The following is a 17,492-nucleotide window of genomic DNA, read 5'->3' as shown; positions in this document are numbered from 1 at the left end:
TTGTTCAGTCCTCCAGTGCGGCAAGGCCGGGGAGCGTCTTGCCTTCGAGGTATTCGAGGCTGGCGCCGCCACCGGTCGAGATGTGGCCGAAAGCATTCTCGTCGAAGCCCAGCAGCCGGACCGCGGCGGCACTGTCACCGCCGCCGACGACGGTGAAGGCGTCCGACTTCAGCAGGCCCTGCGCAACGGCCTTGGTGCCGCCGGCGTAGTCGGGGTGCTCGAAGACGCCCATCGGGCCGTTCCAGAAGACGGTGGCCGCGTCGACGAGCTTCGCGGCGTAGAGCTCGCGGGTCTTCGGGCCGATGTCCAGCCCTTCCTTGTCGGCCGGGATGGCGTTCGCGGCGACGACCTCGGGGTGGGCCGGGGCCTTGGTCTTCAGGTCCGGGAATTCGGCCGAAACCAGCACGTCGACGGGGAGCACGAACTCCACGCCGCGCTTCTCGGCCCGCGCCAGGTACTCCAGGCAGGTCGGGACCTGGTCCTCCTGGAGCAGGGAGATGCCCACCTCGTGGCCCTTGGCCTTGAGGAAGGTGTACGCCATACCGCCGCCCACCAGGATGCGGTCGGCCTTCTCGATCAGCTGGTCGATGACGGCGAGCTTGTCGGAGACCTTGGCGCCGCCGAGCACGACCACGTAGGGGCGCTTGACGTCCTCGGTGAGCTTCTTCAGGACGCCGACCTCGGTGGCGATCAGGTCGCCGGCGGCGTGCGGAAGCCGCTTGGGGAGGTCGTAGACGGAGGCGTGCTTGCGGTGCACGGCGCCGAAGCCGTCGCCCACGTACAGGTCGGCCAGGGCGGCCAGCTGGTCGGCGAAGGCGCCGCGCTCGGCGTCGTCCTTGCTGGTCTCACCGGCGTTGAAGCGCAGGTTCTCCAGGACGGCCACCCGGCCGTCGGCCAGGCCCGCGGACACCGACCGGGCGGACTCGCCGACCGTGTCGGTCGCGAACGCCACGTCCTGGCCGAGGAGTTCGCCCAGCCGCTCGGCCGCCGGGGCCAGCGAGAACGCCGGGTCCGGGGCGCCCTTGGGGCGGCCCAGGTGGGAGGCGACGATCACCTTGGCGCCGCGCTCCACGAGCTTGGCGATCGTCGGGGCGACGGCGCGGATCCGGCCGTCGTCGGTGATGGTGGTGCCGTCCAGCGGCACATTCAGGTCGGCGCGGACGAAGACCCGCTTACCGGCTACCTGGAGGTCGTCGATCGTCTTCATGAGGAGTGACTCCATCACATGGGTCGGTCGGTCACGGAACGGGGCCCGTACGACGCGTCCTCGCGCCGTACGAGCCCCGTCCCCACATCTCGGTGCCTCGGGTGTCAACCAGAGATCAGAGCTGGCCGCCGACGAAGGCGGTCAGGTCCACCAGGCGGTTGGAGTAGCCCCACTCGTTGTCGTACCAGCCGACGACCTTGACCTGCTTGCCCTGAGCCATCGTCAGGGAGGAGTCGAAGGTGCAGGAGGCCGGGAAGTTCACGATGTCCGAGGAGACGATCGGGTCCTCGGTGTACTCCAGGATGCCCTTGAGCTGGCCCTCGGCGGCCTTCTGGAAGGCGGCGTTGATCTCGTCCTTGCTGACCTCGCGGTCGAGCTCCAGGACCAGGTCGGTGACCGAACCGGTGGGGACCGGCACGCGCATGGCGATGCCGTCCAGCTTGCCCTTGAGCTGCGGGAGGACCAGGGCGGTGGCCTTGGCGGCACCGGTCGAGGTCGGGATGATGTTCTCCGCGGCGGCGCGGGCGCGGCGCAGGTCGCTGTGCGGGAAGTCCAGGATGCGCTGGTCGTTGGTGTAGGCGTGGACCGTGGTCATCAGGCCCTTGACGATGCCGAAGTTCTCGTCGAGCACCTTCGCCATCGGCGCCACACAGTTGGTGGTGCAGGAGGCGTTGGAGATGACGTGGTGGTTGGCCGCGTCGTACTTGTCGTTGTTGACGCCCATCACGATGGTGATGTCCTCGCCCTTGGCGGGCGCGGAGATCAGGACCTTCTTGGCGCCGGCGGCGAGGTGCTTCGCGGCGTCCTCGCGCTTGGTGAAGATACCGGTCGACTCGATGACGATGTCGGCGCCCAGCTCGCCCCAGGGGAGGTTGGCCGGGTCGCGCTCGGCCATCGTCTTGAAGGTCTGGTCGCCGACCGTGATGGTGTCGTCGGTGTGGCTGACATCCTGCTTGAGGCGACCCAGAATGGTGTCGTACTTCAGCAGGTGGACCAGGGTGGCGTTGTCGGTCAGGTCGTTGACACCGACGATCTCGATGTCCGCACCCTGCTCCAGGAGCGCGCGGAAGTAGTTGCGACCAATGCGGCCGAATCCGTTGATGCCTACGCGGATCGTCACGAACCGATCTCCTCGTTGGTACGCCGGCGCACTTACCGGCGAGCTGTATGGGATGTCCCCGACCGCCTCCGACCCTACCCCCTGAACGAGACGTACGTGACATTGACAAAAGCGCTTCCGTAGTCTCAAACGAGCGCTCTCGGCCGCCTCGTTCGCCGCCTGCCCGCGCCTCCCCCGACGGCACCGCTGCGGAAGTGACGCCGGGGAGCGAGGGGGACGCCGACGGCGTACCGGGCACGGGGCCGTCAGCCGACCATGCCCTCGGCGAGCTCCTCGGAGAGGTTGGACTCCGTGCCGGGGATGCCCAGGTCCTGGGCGCGCTTGTCGGCCATCGCCAGCAGACGGCGGATCCGACCGGCGACCGCGTCCTTGGTCAGCGGCGGGTCGGCGAGAGCGCCCAACTCCTCCAGGGAGGCCTGCTTGTGCTCCATGCGCAGTCGGCCGGCCGCCGCGAGGTGCTCGGGGACCTCCTCGCCGAGGATCTCCAGGGCCCGCTGGACCCGGGCGCCGGCGGCGACCGCGGCCCGCGCCGAGCGGCGGAGGTTGGCGTCGTCGAAGTTCGCCAGGCGGTTGGCGGTGGCCCGGACCTCGCGGCGCATCCGCCGCTCCTCCCAGGCGAGCACCGACTCGTGGGCGCCGAGCCGCGTCAGCAGCGCGCCGATCGCATCACCGTCACGGACGACGACACGGTCCACGCCGCGCACCTCACGGGCCTTGGCGCCGATGCCCAGCCGGCGGGCGGCCCCGACCAGGGCGAGCGCCGCTTCGGGGCCGGGGCAGGTGACCTCCAGGGAGGACGAGCGGCCCGGTTCGGTGAGCGAGCCGTGCGCCAGGAAGGCACCGCGCCAGGCCGCCTCGGCGTCGCAGGTCGCACCGGAGACCACCTGCGGCGGCAGACCGCGGATGGGGCGGCCACGGCCGTCCACCAGACCGGTCTGGCGGGCCAGCTGGTCGCCGCCGGCCACCACGCGTACCACGTAGCGGCTGCCGCGCCGCAGCCCGCCGGGGGCCATCACCACCAGGTCGGAGCTGTGGCCGAAGATCTCCAGGATGTCCTTGCGCAGCCGGCGGGCGGCGATGCCCGTGTCCAGCTCCGCCTCGATCACAATGCGTCCGCTGACCAGGTGCAGTCCACCCGCGAACCGCAGGATCGACGAGACCTCCGACTTCCGGCAGCAGGTCCGGGTGACGGGGAGCCGGGAGATCTCATCCTTCACCGCAGCCGTCATCGCCATGGGCCGATCCTTCCATGCATCCGAAAAATACGGTCGTACGCGGCTGCCAGCAGCTCCGGGTCGTGCCGGTCGGGGGCTCCCCCGGCGCTCGACCGGGCGTCGTCTCCTTGTGCGGCGACCGTCGCCAGCTCGACCTCGCTGCCGACGAGCTGCTTGGCGGCAACCGTCAGACCGTCGATGTCGAGCACGGCGGCCCTGTCGGCCAGCACCACGTCGAAGGCGAGTTTAGGGGCGTGTCGGGCCAAAACCTCCAAATGACGCTGCGGGGAGAAGCCATCGGTTTCGCCGGGTTGCGGCGCGAGGTTGAGCGAGAGGACCTTCCGGGCCTTCGTCTCCTCCAGCGCCTCGCGCAGCTCCGGCACCAGCAGGTGCGGGATCACGGAGGAGAACCAGGAGCCGGGGCCGAGCACCACCCAGTCGGCGTCGCGCACCGCGGCGACCGCCTCGGGGACGGCCGGCGGGTCCTCGGGGACGACGTGGACGGCCTGCACCTCACCGGGGGTGAGCGCGACGGTGGCCTGGCCACGGACCGTGGAGACCTCGTCCGGGCGCTCCGGATCGTGGCCCCTGACCTGGGCCTGGAGCTCCAGGGGCACCGCCGACATGGGCAGTACCCGGCCGTGCGCGCCGAGCAGCCTGCCGACCAGGTCGAGCGCCTGGACGTGGTCGCCCAGCTGCTCCCACAGGGCGACGATCAGCAGATTGCCGACCGCGTGGTCGTGCAGCTCGCCCTCGCTCTGGAAGCGGTGCTGGATGACCCGGGCCCAGGTCTGGCCCCAGTCGTCGTCGCCGCACAGCGCGGCCAGCGCCTTGCGCAGGTCGCCGGGCGGCAGCACGCCCAGTTCGTCGCGGAGCCGGCCGCTGGATCCGCCGTCGTCGGCGACCGTGACGACGGCCGTCAGATCACCCGTGATGCGGCGCAGCGCGGCCAGCGACGCGGACAGGCCCATGCCGCCGCCGAGCGCCACCACCTTGGGCGTGGCGCCCTTGCTCGCACGGCCGCTGGGGACGAATCTGCGGACCCGGCGCAGCCGTGGTGTACCCCTGCTCACTCGCGCCCCATGTCCCGGTGGACAACGACGGTTTCCACCCCTTCGGAGACCAGGCGGCGGGCCAGCTTCTCGGACATCGCGACGCTGCGGTGCTTGCCGCCCGTACAGCCGACGGCGATGGTCACATAGCGCTTGCCCTCGCGGCGGTAGCCCTCGGCGACGATGCGCAGCAGCTCGGCGTAGCCGTCCAGGAACTCCTTGGAGCCGGGCTGGCTGAAGACGTAGCCGGAGACCTCGTCGTTCAGGCCGGTGAAGGGCCGCAGCTCGGGGACCCAGTGCGGGTTGGGGATGAAGCGGCAGTCGATGACCATGTCGGCGTCGACCGGCAGGCCGTACTTGAAGCCGAAGGACATGACCGTGGCGCGCAGTTCGGGCACCTCTTCGCCGGCGAACTGGGCGTCCATCTTGGCGCGCAGCTCATGGACGTTGAGGCTGGAGGTGTCGATGACCAGGTCGGCGTCGCCGCGCAGTTCGCGCAGCAGATCGCGCTCGGCGGCGATGCCGTCGACGATCCGGCCGTCGCCCTGGAGGGGGTGCGGGCGGCGCACCGACTCGAAGCGGCGCACCAGGGCCTCGTCGGAGGACTCCAGGAAGACGATGCGGCGCTTGACGTTCTGTGCGTCCAGGGTCGCCAGGGACTCCTTGAGGTTGGCGAAGAAGCGGCGGCCGCGGACGTCGACGACGACCGCGATCCGGGCGACGTTGCCCTGCGAGCGGGCCCCCAGGTCGACCATCGGCGGGATCAGCTCGGGCGGGATGTTGTCGACGACGAACCAGCCGAGGTCCTCCAGGCACTTCGCGGCCGTGCTGCGGCCGGCGCCGGACATCCCGGAGATGATCACCAGCTCGGGGATGGCGGCGCTCTCTCCCTGGTCGGACTCGCGCATCGTGCCCGTACTCACCTGTGCACCGTCTCTCTCGGTTTCCTGCGTCTCGTGCTCTGTACTCATCGTTCCTGCCCCCGTTCTGCCGACAACGCGGCCGGTGGGACCCCGTCATCCTCAATGATCTCTCCTGTGGCGGTGTTCACCGCAGGAGCGGACGGTGCCGCCCCGGCCAGTGCCGCGACGACCGTCTCCGCCGTCTTCCGGCCGACGCCCGGGACCTCGCAGATCTCGTCGATCGTCGCGGCCCGGAGCTTCTTCAGCGAACCGAAGTGCTTGAGCAGCGCCTGGCGGCGGGTGTCGCCCAGGCCCTCGACGGTGTCGAGCGGCGAGGTCTTCAGCCGCTTGCCGCGCTTGCTGCGCTGGTAGGTGATGGCGAAGCGGTGGGCCTCGTCACGGACCCGCTGGAGGAGGTAGAGGCCCTCGCTGCTGCGCGGCAGCACCACCGGGTCGTCGTCCGCGGGCAGCCAGACCTCTTCGAGGCGCTTGGCCAGGCCGCAGACCGCGACGTCGTCGATGCCGAGCTCGTCCAGGGCCCGCCGGGCCGCCGCGACCTGCGGGGCGCCGCCGTCGACCACCACGAGCTGGGGCGGGTAGGCGAAGCGCTTGGGGCGGCCGTCGTCGTCGACGGGGCGGCCGGCGGCCGGATCCGCGCCGTCCCCGTCCGCCTCTGCCGCCGGGAGGCCCTCGGCCGGCTCCTCGGTCCACTCGCCGGACTTCTGCTTCTCCTGGAGGTAGCGCTTGAAGCGGCGACCGATGACCTCGTGCATGGACCGGACATCGTCCTGCCCCGCGAAGCCCTTGATCTGGAAGCGGCGGTATTCGCTCTTCCGGGCGAGACCGTCCTCGAACACCACCATCGAGGCGACCACGTCCTCGCCCTGGAGGTGGGAGATGTCGAAGCACTCGATGCGCAGCGGCACCGAGTCCAGGCCGAGGGCCTCGGCGATCTCTTCGAGGGCCCGGGAGCGGGTGGTCAGGTCGGAGGCGCGCTTGGTCTTGTGCAGGGCCAGCGCCTGCTGGGCGTTGCGGCCGACGGTGGCCATCAGGTCCTTCTTGTCACCGCGCTGCGGGATGCGCAGCGAGACCTGGGAGCCGCGGCGCTGGGTGAGCCACTGGGCGATCGGTTCGACCGGCTCGGGGAGCGCCGGGACCAGGACCTCCTTGGGAACCGCGTCGCCCTGCTCCTCGCCGTACAGCTGCTGAAGGGCGTGTTCGACGAGGTCGCCGGTGGTGACCGCCTCGACCTTGTCGGTGACCCAGCCGCGCTGGCCGCGCACCCGGCCGCCACGGACGTGGAAGATCTGGACCGCGGCCTCCAGTTCGTCCTCGGCGACGGCGATCAGGTCGGCGTCGGTGGCGTCCGCGAGCACCACGGCGTTCTTCTCCATGGCCCGCTTGAGCGCGCCTATGTCGTCGCGCAGCCGGGCGGCGCGCTCGTACTCCATCTCCTCGGCGGCGTCCTGCATCTGCCGCTCCAGGCGGCGGATGTACGCACCGGTGCGGCCGGCCATGAAGTCGCAGAACTCCTCGGCCAGTTCACGGTGCTCGTCGGCGGAGATCCGGCCGACGCAGGGGGCCGCGCACTTGCCGATGTAGCCCAGCAGACAGGGGCGGCCGATCTGGGCGGAGCGCTTGAAGACACCGGCGGAGCACGTCCGCACCGGGAAGACACGGAGCATCAGGTCGACGGTCTCGCGGATGGCCCAGGCGTGGGCGTACGGACCGAAGTAGCGCACGCCCTTCTTCTTGGCGCCGCGCATGACCTGGACGCGCGGGAACTCCTCGTTGAGGGTCACCGCGAGGTACGGATAGCTCTTGTCGTCGCGGTACTTGACGTTGAAGCGGGGGTCGAACTCCTTGATCCAGCTGTACTCCAGCTGGAGCGCCTCGACCTCGGTGGAGACCACGGTCCACTCCACGGAGGCGGCGGTGGTCACCATCGTCCGCGTACGCGGGTGGAGGGCCGCCAGGTCCTGGAAGTAGTTGGCCAGGCGCTGGCGCAGGCTCTTGGCCTTGCCGACGTAGATGACGCGGCCGTGCTCGTCGCGGAACTTATAGACCCCCGGCGAGTCGGGGATCTGTCCCGGCTTGGGTCGATAGCTGCTGGGGTCTGCCATGAACACCACCCTACTGACCGCCACCGACAATCACGGTTTCCGGACCGCTTCCGTTCCGGGCCGGGGCGGTTACGGGCGGTGGGGGGGCTCCGGCACGGGCCGGCGGGGGGGGTGGGGCGGGGACGCGGGCGTCACGCCCCCTCCCCGAGGGGGGAGGGGGCGTGGGGGCCACCTCGGTGCCCGCCACCCGGCGGGGCCGCACGGCCCCGCCGGGCGCGCTGGCTCACCGGCGCACCGGCTCAGCGGCCGCTGTGCCGCCTGCGCAGCGCCGCCGTGGCCGACAGCCCCAGGGCCAGCAGGGCGGCCGCGCCCGCCACGGTGGTGGCGGCGATCACCGGGAGGCCGTCGGCCGCGACCGCACCGGCCGCGACGGGCTGCCGGGCGGCCTCCGCCCGGCCGGCGGACGGCTTGCCGGCGGGCCCGTGGGCGGCGGCAGGCCCCTCGGCCGGCCCCGCCGCCGCGGAACCGTCCGCCGGCCCGTAGCCGCCCGCCTCGCCGCGCTTGTCGTACGCCGAGCCGGGGAGCTTGTCCCGGTACGCCTTCGTCACCCGCTGCCGGTACGCGGCGAGGGTGGTGCCGTGCGCGCCGACCGCCGTGCGGGCGGTGGCGTTCAGCGGCTCGATGCGGTCACCCCGCTGGAGGTACCAGGCGTCGATCTGCGGCTCGTGGAAGACCGTGCCGGCGGCGTCCCGGTCGGTCCCGGCCGCGGTGTAGCGGATCTCGTCGTCCCCACTGGCGATGTTGACGACCTTCCAGGCGCCGGCCTGCCGCGCGGTCCACACGGAGGCGGTGCGGCCGTCGGGGGCGACGGCCTTGCTGGCGAGGAACTCCAGCCGGGCGACCGGGGCGTCGGCCTTGCCGCGGACGAAGTCCGGGGACAGGGCGTAGACGGGGACGGTGCCGCCCTCGATGTGCGGGGCGGCCTGGGAGGCGCCCGGGGCGAGGGCGCGGGCGCCGCTGCGCTTGCGGTCGGCGGCGAAGAAGCGGGCGAGGGTCTCCAGGGTCGCGGGGGCGGTGGCCGCCTCGCGGGCGGCGGCGACGCTCGCCCGGGCCGGTGCCTGCGGCGCGGGTACGGGTGCGGCGGACGCGACCTGCGGGGCGAGCCCGACGACGGCGGTGGCGACCGCTCCGGCGGCGACGGCGCGCAGGGCGGTTGCGGTGCGCGCGGTGGTGCGCTTCGTCATGGCGTCAGGCCCCTATCCGGTAGAGGGAGTGCGTCCAGGAGAAGGAGCTGCCGTCCACGTAGTAGTCGAAGTCCCCCCAGTTGTAGCGGTTGTTGCTGCCCCAGGGGTCGCCCCAGTAGAGCCAGCCGCGGTCGGCGTCGTAGCCGTAGACGACGTGCATGTGGCCGCCGCCCGAAGACCACTGGATGCGGGTCTCGACGGGGCGGTTGGCGTTGATCTCGTTCTGGACGGTGCCGTAGCGGAGCCAGCCCGACACATAGGAGCCGGAGTTGATGCCCATCCAGTCGAACGCGTTCTGCACATCGGCCAGGGTGGCCTGGTTGTTGGGGCAGGAGCTTCCCTGTGTGCGGTTGAACGCGGCGTTGCAGAACTGGTTCTGGCTGTACGTCCTGCCGTACCAGGACGCGATGGTGTTCCCGGAGGCGGCCCAGCACCAGTTGGTCTGCTCCTGGGCCTGCATGGTGATGTCGAGGCGGTTGGCGGCGAGCGGTGCGGCCGCGGTGTCCACGGTGGTGACGGCGGTCGCCGGGCGGGCGTGGGGGGTGGCCGCGGCGGCGTTCGTCCCGGGGAGCGTGGTCAGTGCGACGGCGGTGAGTGCCGCGGCCGACAGCCATCTGCGGCGGGAACTGCGCGCGAGGGGCGCACGGGTCATGGCGTTCCTCCCGATGGGGGGTGAGGGGGAGAGAGGAGCGCATCCGGATGCTTGCGAAGGAGCATCGGGTGTTGTCGCAGGCAGGTCAACACGCTTGAATGCGGAAGGACATGGGGGTGTGGACGAACGGGCCCGGATGTGAACGGCCGGTGCCCGGCGTACTGCAGTGAACAGGCAGGAAGAGCACGCGGCGCGCGATCCGGTTGTGAACGTTCACCCGCGCGCCGGAGGATTGAGGCAATGGCACAGAACGCTCCCCAGTCGGCCGAGCTGACACAACTGCTGCGGACCGGACCGTTCCATCTCGCACTGCGCTCCGCGCTCACCGCCCGGGGGCTCGCCCTCACTCGCGTCCAGCACAAACTCGCCCAGCGCGGCATCACCATCGGGGTGACCAGCCTCAGCTACTGGCAGCAGGGCGCCCGGCGGCCGCAGCGCCCCGAGTCGCTGCGGGCGGTGCGTGCCCTGGAGGAGGTCCTGGACCTGCCGGCGCACTCCCTGCACCGGCTGCTGGTCCCGGAGGGCGGCGCCCGCCCGGAGTTCGAGCGGCCGGCCACCCGCTCGTACCGCTCGCTGGTGGCGCCCGCCGACGCGTTGCAGCGGCTCTTCGCCGAGCTGGAGACCCCTGCGGACGGCGGGCTGCACACCGTGGGGCACCACGAGTGGGTGCGGATCGGACCCGAGCGCCAGCTGGTCGAACGGGAGTCGCTCCAGGTGGTGCGGGCGCACCGGGACGGTGTGGACCGCTACGTCGCCATCCATCGGGGCGAGACGGGCTGCGAGCCGTCCCGGGTGCGGGTGCGGACCGGGGAGAACTGCCGGCTGGGCCGGGTGCGGGGGAACGCGGAGGCCGGGGTGGTGGTCGCCGAGCTGCTCTTCGACACCCGGCTGCGAGCCGGTGACACCCATGTCTTCGGCTACGCCTTCGAGGACGGCAGCGGCGGCCCGAGCGTCGAGTATCTGCGCGGTTTCAGCTTCGCCGGCGGCCAGTACGTCCTTCAGGTGCGCTTCGACGGGGCCGCGTTGCCGGTGCGCTGCCGCCGCTTTGCCCAGGTCTCCGCGGGCGCCCCGCGCAGCGCCCAGCAGGAGCTGACGCTGAGCGGCCGGCACCACTCCGTCCACCTGGTGGAGCAGGGGGTACGGCCCGGAATACTCGGCGTCGGGTGGGATTGGGGATAAGGCGGCACGGGGTGGGACTGGGGATAGTTCGGCATGGGGTGGGACTGGGGATGACGCGGCACCGGCCGGGGCTGGCGGTGGCGGTGGTCGTGCGGGGCCGGTTCAGCCCGCCACCAGCGTGCCGTTCTTGACCTTGACCGGGACCTCTTCCAGTGGGCGGGTCGCCGGGCCCTGGGCGACCTTGCCCGTGGTCGCCTCGAAGCGGCTGCCGTGCAGCGGGCAGACGCCCTGCCCCTTCTCGATCTTGTTCAGGATCGCGCCCATGTGCGTGCACACGATGCTGAAGCACTTGAACGCGCCCTTGGTGGGCTGTGAGACCAGCAGCCGCTGGGCGCCGTAGAGCTTGGCGCCGCCGACCGGCACCTCCGCGGCCGGGCCCAGCTCGACCGGCGCGTCCGAGGACGGCCGGTTGCTCGACTGCTCCCCCGAGGCGCAGGCGGCGGCGCCGAAGCACACGGCGCCCGCGAGCGCGGCCCCGCGCAGCACGGTCCGACGGTCGGGGGACGCACTCATGTCGCAACTCCTGATCAGTGGGGCGGCGCCGGACTCCTGATCAGTGGGCGGCGCCGACGCCCGACGATACCGGGGCGGTGTGCGCGCCGACGCAGCGGTCCGCCGCGTCCCTCAGCAGGTCCGCTTCGACCTCCTCCAGGCTGGGCCCTTCGGTCTCCGGTTGGCCTCCGGTTGGTCTCCGGCAGCAGCCGGTGGACGAAGGGGAAGGCCGGCAGGGTGGTACCGGCGAAGCGTGCGCGTAAACGCTTACGCAAGCGTTTACGTTTGCGGGTCGATACTCGTAGGGTGTTGAACTCGCGGGACGGGGCCGTGCCGGGAGCGGCCCGTGGGCGCCGGCGTGGCGCCCGATACGCGGGGAGGAGGAGCGGGATGACGACGATGACGGACGTGGCACGGCGGGCGGGGGTCTCCGTCGCCACGGTCTCGCACGTGCTGAACGACACCCGGCCGGTGCGCCCGGACACCCGGGCCGCGGTGCTCGGTGCCATCGAGGAGCTCGGCTACACCCACAACACCCTGGCCCGCTCGCTGGTCACCTCCCGCACCCGCTCGATCGGCCTGGCGGTGTCCGCGATCAGCAACCCGTACTTCACCGAGATCCTCCAGGGCGTCGAGGCCGGGGCGCTCCAGGCCGGCTACAGCCTGCTGATCGCCGATCCGCACGACGATCCGCGGCACGAGCGCACGGTCGTCCGACTGCTGCACGAGCGGCGGGTGGACGGAATGATCGTCGCGCCGTCCGCGGAGCCCGCGGAGATGGTCGGGTATCTGGCCCGGCGCGCGGTGCCGGCGGTCTTCCTGGACCGGTTGGTGGGCGACGAGCACGACCAGGTGTGCGCCGAGAGCACCGGCCCGGTGCGCCACCTGGTGGAGCACCTGGCCGACCTGGGGCACACCCGGATCGGGCTGGTGGCCGGCCTGCCCGGCCTCAGCACGACGACCGAGCGGGTCCAGGGCTACCGCGAGGGGCTGCGCGCCCGCGGACTGCCGTTCGCGCCCGAGCTCCTCGCCGGCGGCAACTCCGAGGCGGAGGGCGCGCAGGACGCCACCCGCCGGCTGCTCGCCGCGCCGGAACCGCCCACCGCACTGATCACCGCCAACAACGCGATGACGATCGGTGCGCTCCGGGCGCTCAGCGAACTGGGCCTGGAGGTGCCCCGGGACATCGCGCTGGCCTGCTTCGACGACTTCTCCTGGGCCGACCTCTTCACCCCCCGGCTGACCGCGATCGCCCAGCCGAGCAAGGACATCGGGGCCGCGGCGGTCCGGCTGCTGCTGGAGCGCCTGGAGGCACCGGACCGGCCGCCGCGCACGCTCCGCCTCCCCTGCACCTTCGTGCACCGCACCTCCTGCGGCTGTGCCGCACCCGCCCCGGCCACTCCCCCGGCCGCCCCGGAAAGGAACCGCACCCCGTGATCGTCGTCGCCGGCGAGGCGTTGATCGACCTCGTCCCCAGCCCACAGGCCCCTTCCCCGGACCGCCGTTCCCCGGACCACCGCTCCCTGGACGGGGAGTTGCCGCCGCTGCTGCCGCGGCGCGGCGGCGGGCCCTACAACACCGCGGTCGCGCTGGGACGGCTGGGTTCGCCCACCGCGTTCTGCTCGCGCATCTCCACCGACGCCTTCGGCGAGGCGCTGCTGCGCGGACTGCACGGCGCCGGGGTGGACACCTCGCTGGTGCAGCGCGGCGGTGAGCCGACCACCCTTGCGGTGGCGGACATCAGCCCGGACGGCTCGGCGGGCTACGGCTTCTACGCCGACGGCACCGCGGACCGGCTCTTCACCCTGCCGCCGGCGCTGCCCGACGCGGTCCGGGCGCTGTCGCTGGGCACCTGCTCGCTCGTACTGGAGCCGGGCGCGAGCGCGTACGAGGCGCTGCTGCGGCGCACCGCCGCACGCGGTGTCCTCACCGCGCTGGACCCCAACATCCGGCCCGGCCTGATCTCCGACCCGGACGCCTACCGGTCCCGTTTCCGCTCCTGGCTGCCCGACGTCACGCTGCTGAAGCTGTCGGAGGAGGACGCGCTGTGGCTGGCGGGATCGGGCAACGGGCCGGTTCCGCCGGCCCGGCCCGATGGGGGTCCGGCCGGCCGGTCGGAGCCGGACCTCGGGGAGCGCGGAAGGCCCTTGGGGGAGGGCGGGGACTGGGAGACGGTGACTGCGGCCGCCCGGGAGTGGCTGGGCGCGGGACCCGCGGCGATCGTGATCACCCGGGGCGGGGACGGGCTGACGGTACTGACGCCGGACGGCGCCGCGCGGACCGTCCCCGGCGAGCGGGTCACGGTGGTCGACACGATCGGCGCCGGCGACACCGTCAATGCGGCGCTGCTGCACCGTCTGGACGCCCATGGCGCCCTCTCCCGCGCCGGCCTCGCCGCCCTCGGCGAGGGCGACTGGCAGGACATCCTGGGCTTCGCCGCCCGTGCGGCCGCCATCACCTGCTCGCGGGCGGGCGCGGAGCCGCCGTTCGCCGCGGAGCTGGCGGCGTAACCGGGCGGTCAATACGGCGCCGACGCGGCGCACCCAGCCCGCGCCGGGTGCGGAGTGTACGGAGGGCTGGGGGCGGCCGGCGCGCGCTGGATGCGCGGGGCCGGGGTCGTCAGGCTCCGTCGGCGTCCGGGGCCGCGGGGGCCGATCGGGGCATCAGGTCGGTACGGTCCAGGACCGGGCAGCCGAGGGCCGCGGCGAGATGGACCCTCTGACGGCCCGTCAACCGATTGCTGAAGATCACCGCGGCGGCCTCCGTCGCGGCGCGCTCGGCGGCGAGGGCGCGGAGCTTGCCGGACCCCAGGACCGTGGTGGCCGAGAGGGGACGGCTCATCGCCCGTACGCCACCGCGGGAGACACCGCGGCGCTGTACGTGGCTGCCGGCGACCACCGCGCCCCGCGCCGCCAGCTCGGCGGCCAGCGCCGCCATCACCGTGGCGGGGTCGGGTACCGAGGCCGGGAACAGGCCGGCGATCAGGACCGTACGGCCGGCCAGCTCCGGGAGGGTGGGCGGTGCCGGCCGCCGGCCCCGACGTGGCCTCGCCCCGCCGCCCGGCACCCGTATCCGTCGCCCGGAGCGGGCACGCGGCAGCGCGCCGTGCCTCCGGCCGCGACCACTGCTGCGCACCGAGCTCCCTCTCCCCCGCATCCGAGGCGCTCCGGTCCGCCGTCCTTCCGTGCCGGCGACGGGCCGGGCACCGACCCCCTCCGCGGACGGGGGCCGGTGACGGCGCTGGTCGAACGGCCCGCTGACGGCGGGCCGTTCGGCCTTCAGGACGTGCGGGTCCGCGACGTCGTCTTCTTGGCCGCGGTCTTCTTCGCGACGGTCTTCTTGGCCGCGGCCTTCTTGGCGGCCGGCTTCTTCGTCCCCGGGTTCGCCGCCGGTCCCGGGTTCCCCGCCGAGCCCGCCACCGTCGCGGCGTCACTGACCCGGTCGCCGAGGATCTCCCGGAGGAACTTGCCGGTGTGGCTGGCCGGGATCGACGCGATCTCCTCGGGCGTGCCCTCGGCGACGACCAGTCCGCCGCCGTTGCCGCCCTCGGGGCCCATGTCGATGATCCAGTCCGCCGTCTTGATCACATCGAGGTTGTGCTCGATGACGATCACCGTGTTGCCCTTGTCGACCAGCCCGGACAGCACCTTGATCAGCTTGCTGATGTCGTCGAAGTGCAGACCGGTGGTCGGCTCGTCGAGGACGTAGACCGTGCTGCCCGTCGAACGCTTCTGGAGCTCGCTGGCGAGCTTGACGCGCTGCGCCTCACCGCCGGAGAGCGTCGGCGCGGACTGTCCCAGGCGGACGTAGCCGAGACCGACCTCGTTGAGCGTCTTGAGGTGCCGGGCGATGGTCGGCACCGCCTCGAAGAAGCTCAGCGCCTCCTCGATGGGCATGTCCAGCACCTCGGCGATGGACTTGCCCTTGTAGTGGACCTCCAGCGTCTCGCGGTTGTAGCGCGCACCGTGGCAGACCTCGCACGGGACGTACACGTCCGGCAGGAAGTTCATCTCGATCTTGATCGTGCCGTCGCCGGAGCAGTTCTCGCAGCGGCCGCCCTTGACGTTGAACGAGAAGCGTCCCGGCAGATAGCCGCGGACCTTGGCCTCCATCGTCTCCGCGAAGAGCTTGCGGACGTGGTCGAAGACACCGGTGTACGTGGCCGGGTTGGAGCGCGGGGTGCGGCCGATGGGCGACTGGTCGACATGCACGACCTTGTCCACCAGGTCGTCGCCCGCGACCCGGGTGTGCCGGCCCGGCACCGACTTGGCGCCGTTCAGCTCGCGCGCCAGGTGGGTGTAGAGGATGTCGTTGACCAGCGTCGACTTGCCGGAGCCGGAGACGCCGGTGACGGCGGAGAACACCCCGAGCGGGAACGAGACGTCGATGTCGCGGAGGTTGTTCTCCTTCGCGCCGTGGACCGTCAGCTGCCGCTTGGGGTCGGCGGGCCGTCGGATGTCCGGTGTCGCGATGGCCTTCTTGCCGGACAGGTACTGGCCGGTGATCGACTCCTTGTTGGCCAGCAGCTGCTTCATCGGGCCGCTGTGCACGACCTTGCCGCCGTGCTCACCGGCGCCCGGGCCGATGTCCACGACCCAGTCCGCGACCTTGATGGTGTCCTCGTCGTGCTCCACCACGATCAGGGTGTTGCCCATGTCCCGCAGCCGCACCAGGGTTTCGATCAACCGGTGGTTGTCGCGCTGGTGCAGACCGATCGACGGCTCGTCGAGGACGTAGAGCACGCCGACCAGACCCGAACCGATCTGGGTGGCGAGGCGGATGCGCTGGGCCTCACCGCCGGAGAGGGTGCCGGCCGCGCGGTTCAGCGAGAGGTAGTCCAGGCCGACGTCGACCAGGAACTTCAGCCGCTCGTTGACCTCCTTGAGGACCCGCTCGGCGATCTTCTTCTCGCGGGCGTCGAGCTTCATGTCCCGCAGGAAGTCGGCGCAGTCGCTGATCGACAGGGCCGCGACCTCGGCGATCGACTTCCCCTGGATCGTGACGGCGAGCACGATGGGCTTGAGCCGGGTGCCCTCACACGTGGGGCAGGGCACCTCGCGCATATAGCCCTCGAAGCGCTCGCGACTGCTGTCGCTCTCGGCTTCGGAGTGCCGCCGCTTGACGAACGGCACGGCGCCCTCGAAGGGCGTGGTGTAGGCCCGCTGGCGGCCGTACCGGTTGCGGTAGCGCACCTCGATCTGGGTCTTGTGGCCGTACAGCAGCGCCTTCTTGGCGCGGGCCGGCAGCCCGGCCCAGGGGATGTCCGTACGGAATCCGAGGGCGTCCGCCAGCGCGCCGACCAGGCGGCCGAAGTAGTCCTTGGTGTGGCCGCCGGACCAGGGGTGGATGGCGCCCTCGTCGAGCGAGCGGTCCTCGTCGGGGATGATCAGCTCGGCGTCGACCTCCATCCGCGTGCCGATGCCGGTGCAGTCCGGGCAGGCGCCGAAGGGCGAGTTGAAGGAGAAGGAGCGGGGCTCCAGCTCCTCGAAGGACAGGTCGTCGTAGGCGCAGTACAGATGCTCCGAGTACATCCGCTCGCGCTGCGGGTCGTCCGGCTCCAGGTCGACGAAGTCGAGGATGACCATGCCGCCGGAGAGCCCGAGGGCGGTCTCGACCGAGTCGGTCAGGCGGCGCTTGGCGCTGTCCTTGACCGTGAGGCGGTCGACGACCACCTCGATCGTGTGCTTCTCCTGCTTCTTCAGCTTGGGCGGCTCGGCGAGGTGGATCGTCTCCCCGTCGACTCTCGCCCGGCTGTAGCCCTTGGTCTGGAGGTCGGCGAAGAGATCGACGAACTCGCCCTTGCGCTCGCGCACCAGGGGGGAGAGCACCTGGAAGCGGCTGCCCTCCGGGAGCTCCAGCACCTTGTCGACGATGGCCTGCGGCGACTGCCGGGCGATCGGCCGCGCGCACTCGGGGCAGTGCGGCTTGCCGATGCGGGCGAAGAGCAGGCGGAGGTAGTCGTAGACCTCGGTGATCGTGCCGACCGTCGAGCGCGGGTTGCGCGAGGTCGACTTCTGGTCGATCGAGACCGCGGGGGACAGGCCCTCGATGAAGTCCACATCGGGCTTGTCCATCTGCCCGAGGAACTGCCGGGCGTAGGAGGAGAGCGACTCGACATAGCGCCGCTGCCCCTCGGCGAAGATCGTGTCGAAGGCGAGCGAGGACTTGCCCGACCCGGAGAGGCCCGTGAAGACGATCAGGGAGTCGCGGGGGAGGTCGAGCGAGACGTTCTTGAGGTTGTGCTCGCGAGCGCCACGGACGATGAGACGGTCGGCCACGCCGGTCGGCACCTTTCTTGGAGAGGGGCGGGAGCCGCGGCTCTGCGTCCGCCGCTCGATGAGTGAGCAGAGGCGGCGGAGCGGAGCGG

At 72.0% G+C, this 17,492-nt stretch carries 14 protein-coding genes; 3 read left to right on the top strand and 11 right to left on the bottom strand.

What is annotated here, in order from left to right; all coding sequences use genetic code 11:
• Nucleotides 1–4: 4 nt before the first annotated feature.
• The 8 genes from AB0C96_RS12830 to AB0C96_RS12795 form a co-directional block, all read right to left on the bottom strand.
• Nucleotides 5–1,207 carry a phosphoglycerate kinase gene (locus AB0C96_RS12830; protein WP_362916591.1) on the bottom strand — a complete coding sequence of 401 codons (1,203 nt, stop codon included), beginning with the start codon at nucleotides 1,205–1,207 and terminating at the stop codon, nucleotides 5–7.
• A 115-nt stretch (nucleotides 1,208–1,322) separates the two neighbouring features.
• Nucleotides 1,323–2,327, bottom strand: coding sequence for a type I glyceraldehyde-3-phosphate dehydrogenase (gene gap / locus AB0C96_RS12825; RefSeq protein WP_362916589.1), 1,005 nt, complete (start codon nucleotides 2,325–2,327; stop codon nucleotides 1,323–1,325).
• A gap of 245 nt (nucleotides 2,328–2,572) precedes the next feature.
• The gene (gene whiA, locus AB0C96_RS12820) at nucleotides 2,573–3,562 is read right to left on the bottom strand and encodes a DNA-binding protein WhiA (protein ID WP_362916587.1); all 990 of its coding nucleotides are present in this window, start codon (nucleotides 3,560–3,562) and stop codon (nucleotides 2,573–2,575) included.
• Entirely contained in the window at nucleotides 3,553–4,614 is a 1,062-nt protein-coding gene (gene yvcK, locus AB0C96_RS12815) for a uridine diphosphate-N-acetylglucosamine-binding protein YvcK (protein WP_362916585.1), read from the bottom strand. Before yvcK ends, whiA begins: the two co-directional genes overlap by 10 nt.
• Nucleotides 4,611–5,564: an RNase adapter RapZ gene (rapZ, locus tag AB0C96_RS12810; RefSeq protein ID WP_362916583.1), complete on the bottom strand. Its 954-nt coding sequence runs from the start codon at nucleotides 5,562–5,564 to the stop codon at nucleotides 4,611–4,613. Before rapZ ends, yvcK begins: the two co-directional genes overlap by 4 nt.
• A complete protein-coding gene (gene uvrC / locus AB0C96_RS12805) occupies nucleotides 5,561–7,618 on the bottom strand; it encodes an excinuclease ABC subunit UvrC (protein ID WP_362916581.1) in 2,058 nt (685 codons plus the stop codon). The genes rapZ and uvrC overlap by 4 nt, the downstream gene beginning before the upstream one ends.
• Nucleotides 7,619–7,857: 239 nt before the next feature.
• Nucleotides 7,858–8,802, bottom strand: a complete 945-nt coding sequence (locus AB0C96_RS12800) for a hypothetical protein (RefSeq protein WP_362916580.1) — start codon at nucleotides 8,800–8,802, stop codon at nucleotides 7,858–7,860.
• 4 nt (nucleotides 8,803–8,806) lie between these two features.
• Complete coding sequence (locus AB0C96_RS12795; RefSeq protein ID WP_362916578.1) at nucleotides 8,807–9,454, bottom strand: papain-like cysteine protease family protein; 648 nt, start codon at nucleotides 9,452–9,454, stop codon at nucleotides 8,807–8,809.
• A 240-nt stretch (nucleotides 9,455–9,694) separates the two neighbouring features.
• Here AB0C96_RS12795 and AB0C96_RS12790 point away from each other — a divergent pair, with 240 nt between their 5' ends.
• On the top strand, nucleotides 9,695–10,633 hold the full coding sequence (locus AB0C96_RS12790; protein WP_362916576.1) for a hypothetical protein: 939 nt from the start codon (nucleotides 9,695–9,697) through the stop codon (nucleotides 10,631–10,633).
• 102 nt (nucleotides 10,634–10,735) lie between these two features.
• On the opposite strand, the gene AB0C96_RS12785 is transcribed toward AB0C96_RS12790, so the two are convergent.
• Complete coding sequence (locus tag AB0C96_RS12785) at nucleotides 10,736–11,146, bottom strand: Rieske (2Fe-2S) protein (protein ID WP_362916574.1); 411 nt, start codon at nucleotides 11,144–11,146, stop codon at nucleotides 10,736–10,738.
• A gap of 369 nt (nucleotides 11,147–11,515) precedes the next feature.
• Between AB0C96_RS12785 and AB0C96_RS12780 the strand changes: the two genes are divergently transcribed.
• Both AB0C96_RS12780 and AB0C96_RS12775 read left to right on the top strand, forming a co-directional pair.
• Nucleotides 11,516–12,562: a LacI family DNA-binding transcriptional regulator gene (locus tag AB0C96_RS12780; RefSeq protein ID WP_362916572.1), complete on the top strand. Its 1,047-nt coding sequence runs from the start codon at nucleotides 11,516–11,518 to the stop codon at nucleotides 12,560–12,562.
• Nucleotides 12,559–13,635 (top strand): carbohydrate kinase, encoded by a 1,077-nt coding sequence (locus AB0C96_RS12775; RefSeq protein ID WP_362916570.1) that lies wholly within the window; start codon nucleotides 12,559–12,561, stop codon nucleotides 13,633–13,635. The genes AB0C96_RS12780 and AB0C96_RS12775 overlap by 4 nt, the downstream gene beginning before the upstream one ends.
• Before the next feature lie 109 nt (nucleotides 13,636–13,744).
• On the opposite strand, the gene AB0C96_RS12770 is transcribed toward AB0C96_RS12775, so the two are convergent.
• The gene (locus AB0C96_RS12770; RefSeq protein ID WP_362916568.1) at nucleotides 13,745–14,260 is read right to left on the bottom strand and encodes a hypothetical protein; all 516 of its coding nucleotides are present in this window, start codon (nucleotides 14,258–14,260) and stop codon (nucleotides 13,745–13,747) included.
• A gap of 143 nt (nucleotides 14,261–14,403) precedes the next feature.
• Nucleotides 14,404–17,403, bottom strand: coding sequence for an excinuclease ABC subunit UvrA (uvrA, locus tag AB0C96_RS12765; protein WP_362916566.1), 3,000 nt, complete (start codon nucleotides 17,401–17,403; stop codon nucleotides 14,404–14,406).
• Nucleotides 17,404–17,492 lie beyond the last annotated feature (89 nt).

Origin of the sequence: Streptomyces sp. NPDC048506 (assembly GCF_040651315.1) — a bacterium.
Lineage (GTDB): Bacteria > Actinomycetota > Actinomycetes > Streptomycetales > Streptomycetaceae > Streptomyces.
The sequence above is the reverse complement of the archived record's forward strand: the minus strand, read 5'-3'. Positions and strand labels throughout refer to the sequence as shown.

What these genes read in the sequence shown, in the direction of transcription:
- AB0C96_RS12830 (WP_362916591.1), bottom strand. Translation starts at nt 1,207, where the DNA reads ATGAAGACGATCGACGACCTCCAGGTAGCCGGTAAGCGGGTCTTCGTC.
- whiA (WP_362916587.1), bottom strand. Translation starts at nt 3,562, where the DNA reads ATGGCGATGACGGCTGCGGTGAAGGATGAGATCTCCCGGCTCCCCGTC.
- rapZ (WP_362916583.1), bottom strand. Translation starts at nt 5,564, where the DNA reads ATGAGTACAGAGCACGAGACGCAGGAAACCGAGAGAGACGGTGCACAG.
- uvrC (WP_362916581.1), bottom strand. Translation starts at nt 7,618, where the DNA reads ATGGCAGACCCCAGCAGCTATCGACCCAAGCCGGGACAGATCCCCGAC.
- AB0C96_RS12800 (WP_362916580.1), bottom strand. Translation starts at nt 8,802, where the DNA reads ATGACGAAGCGCACCACCGCGCGCACCGCAACCGCCCTGCGCGCCGTC.
- AB0C96_RS12795 (WP_362916578.1), bottom strand. Translation starts at nt 9,454, where the DNA reads ATGACCCGTGCGCCCCTCGCGCGCAGTTCCCGCCGCAGATGGCTGTCG.
- AB0C96_RS12790 (WP_362916576.1), top strand. Translation starts at nt 9,695, where the DNA reads ATGGCACAGAACGCTCCCCAGTCGGCCGAGCTGACACAACTGCTGCGG.
- AB0C96_RS12785 (WP_362916574.1), bottom strand. Translation starts at nt 11,146, where the DNA reads ATGAGTGCGTCCCCCGACCGTCGGACCGTGCTGCGCGGGGCCGCGCTC.
- AB0C96_RS12780 (WP_362916572.1), top strand. Translation starts at nt 11,516, where the DNA reads ATGACGACGATGACGGACGTGGCACGGCGGGCGGGGGTCTCCGTCGCC.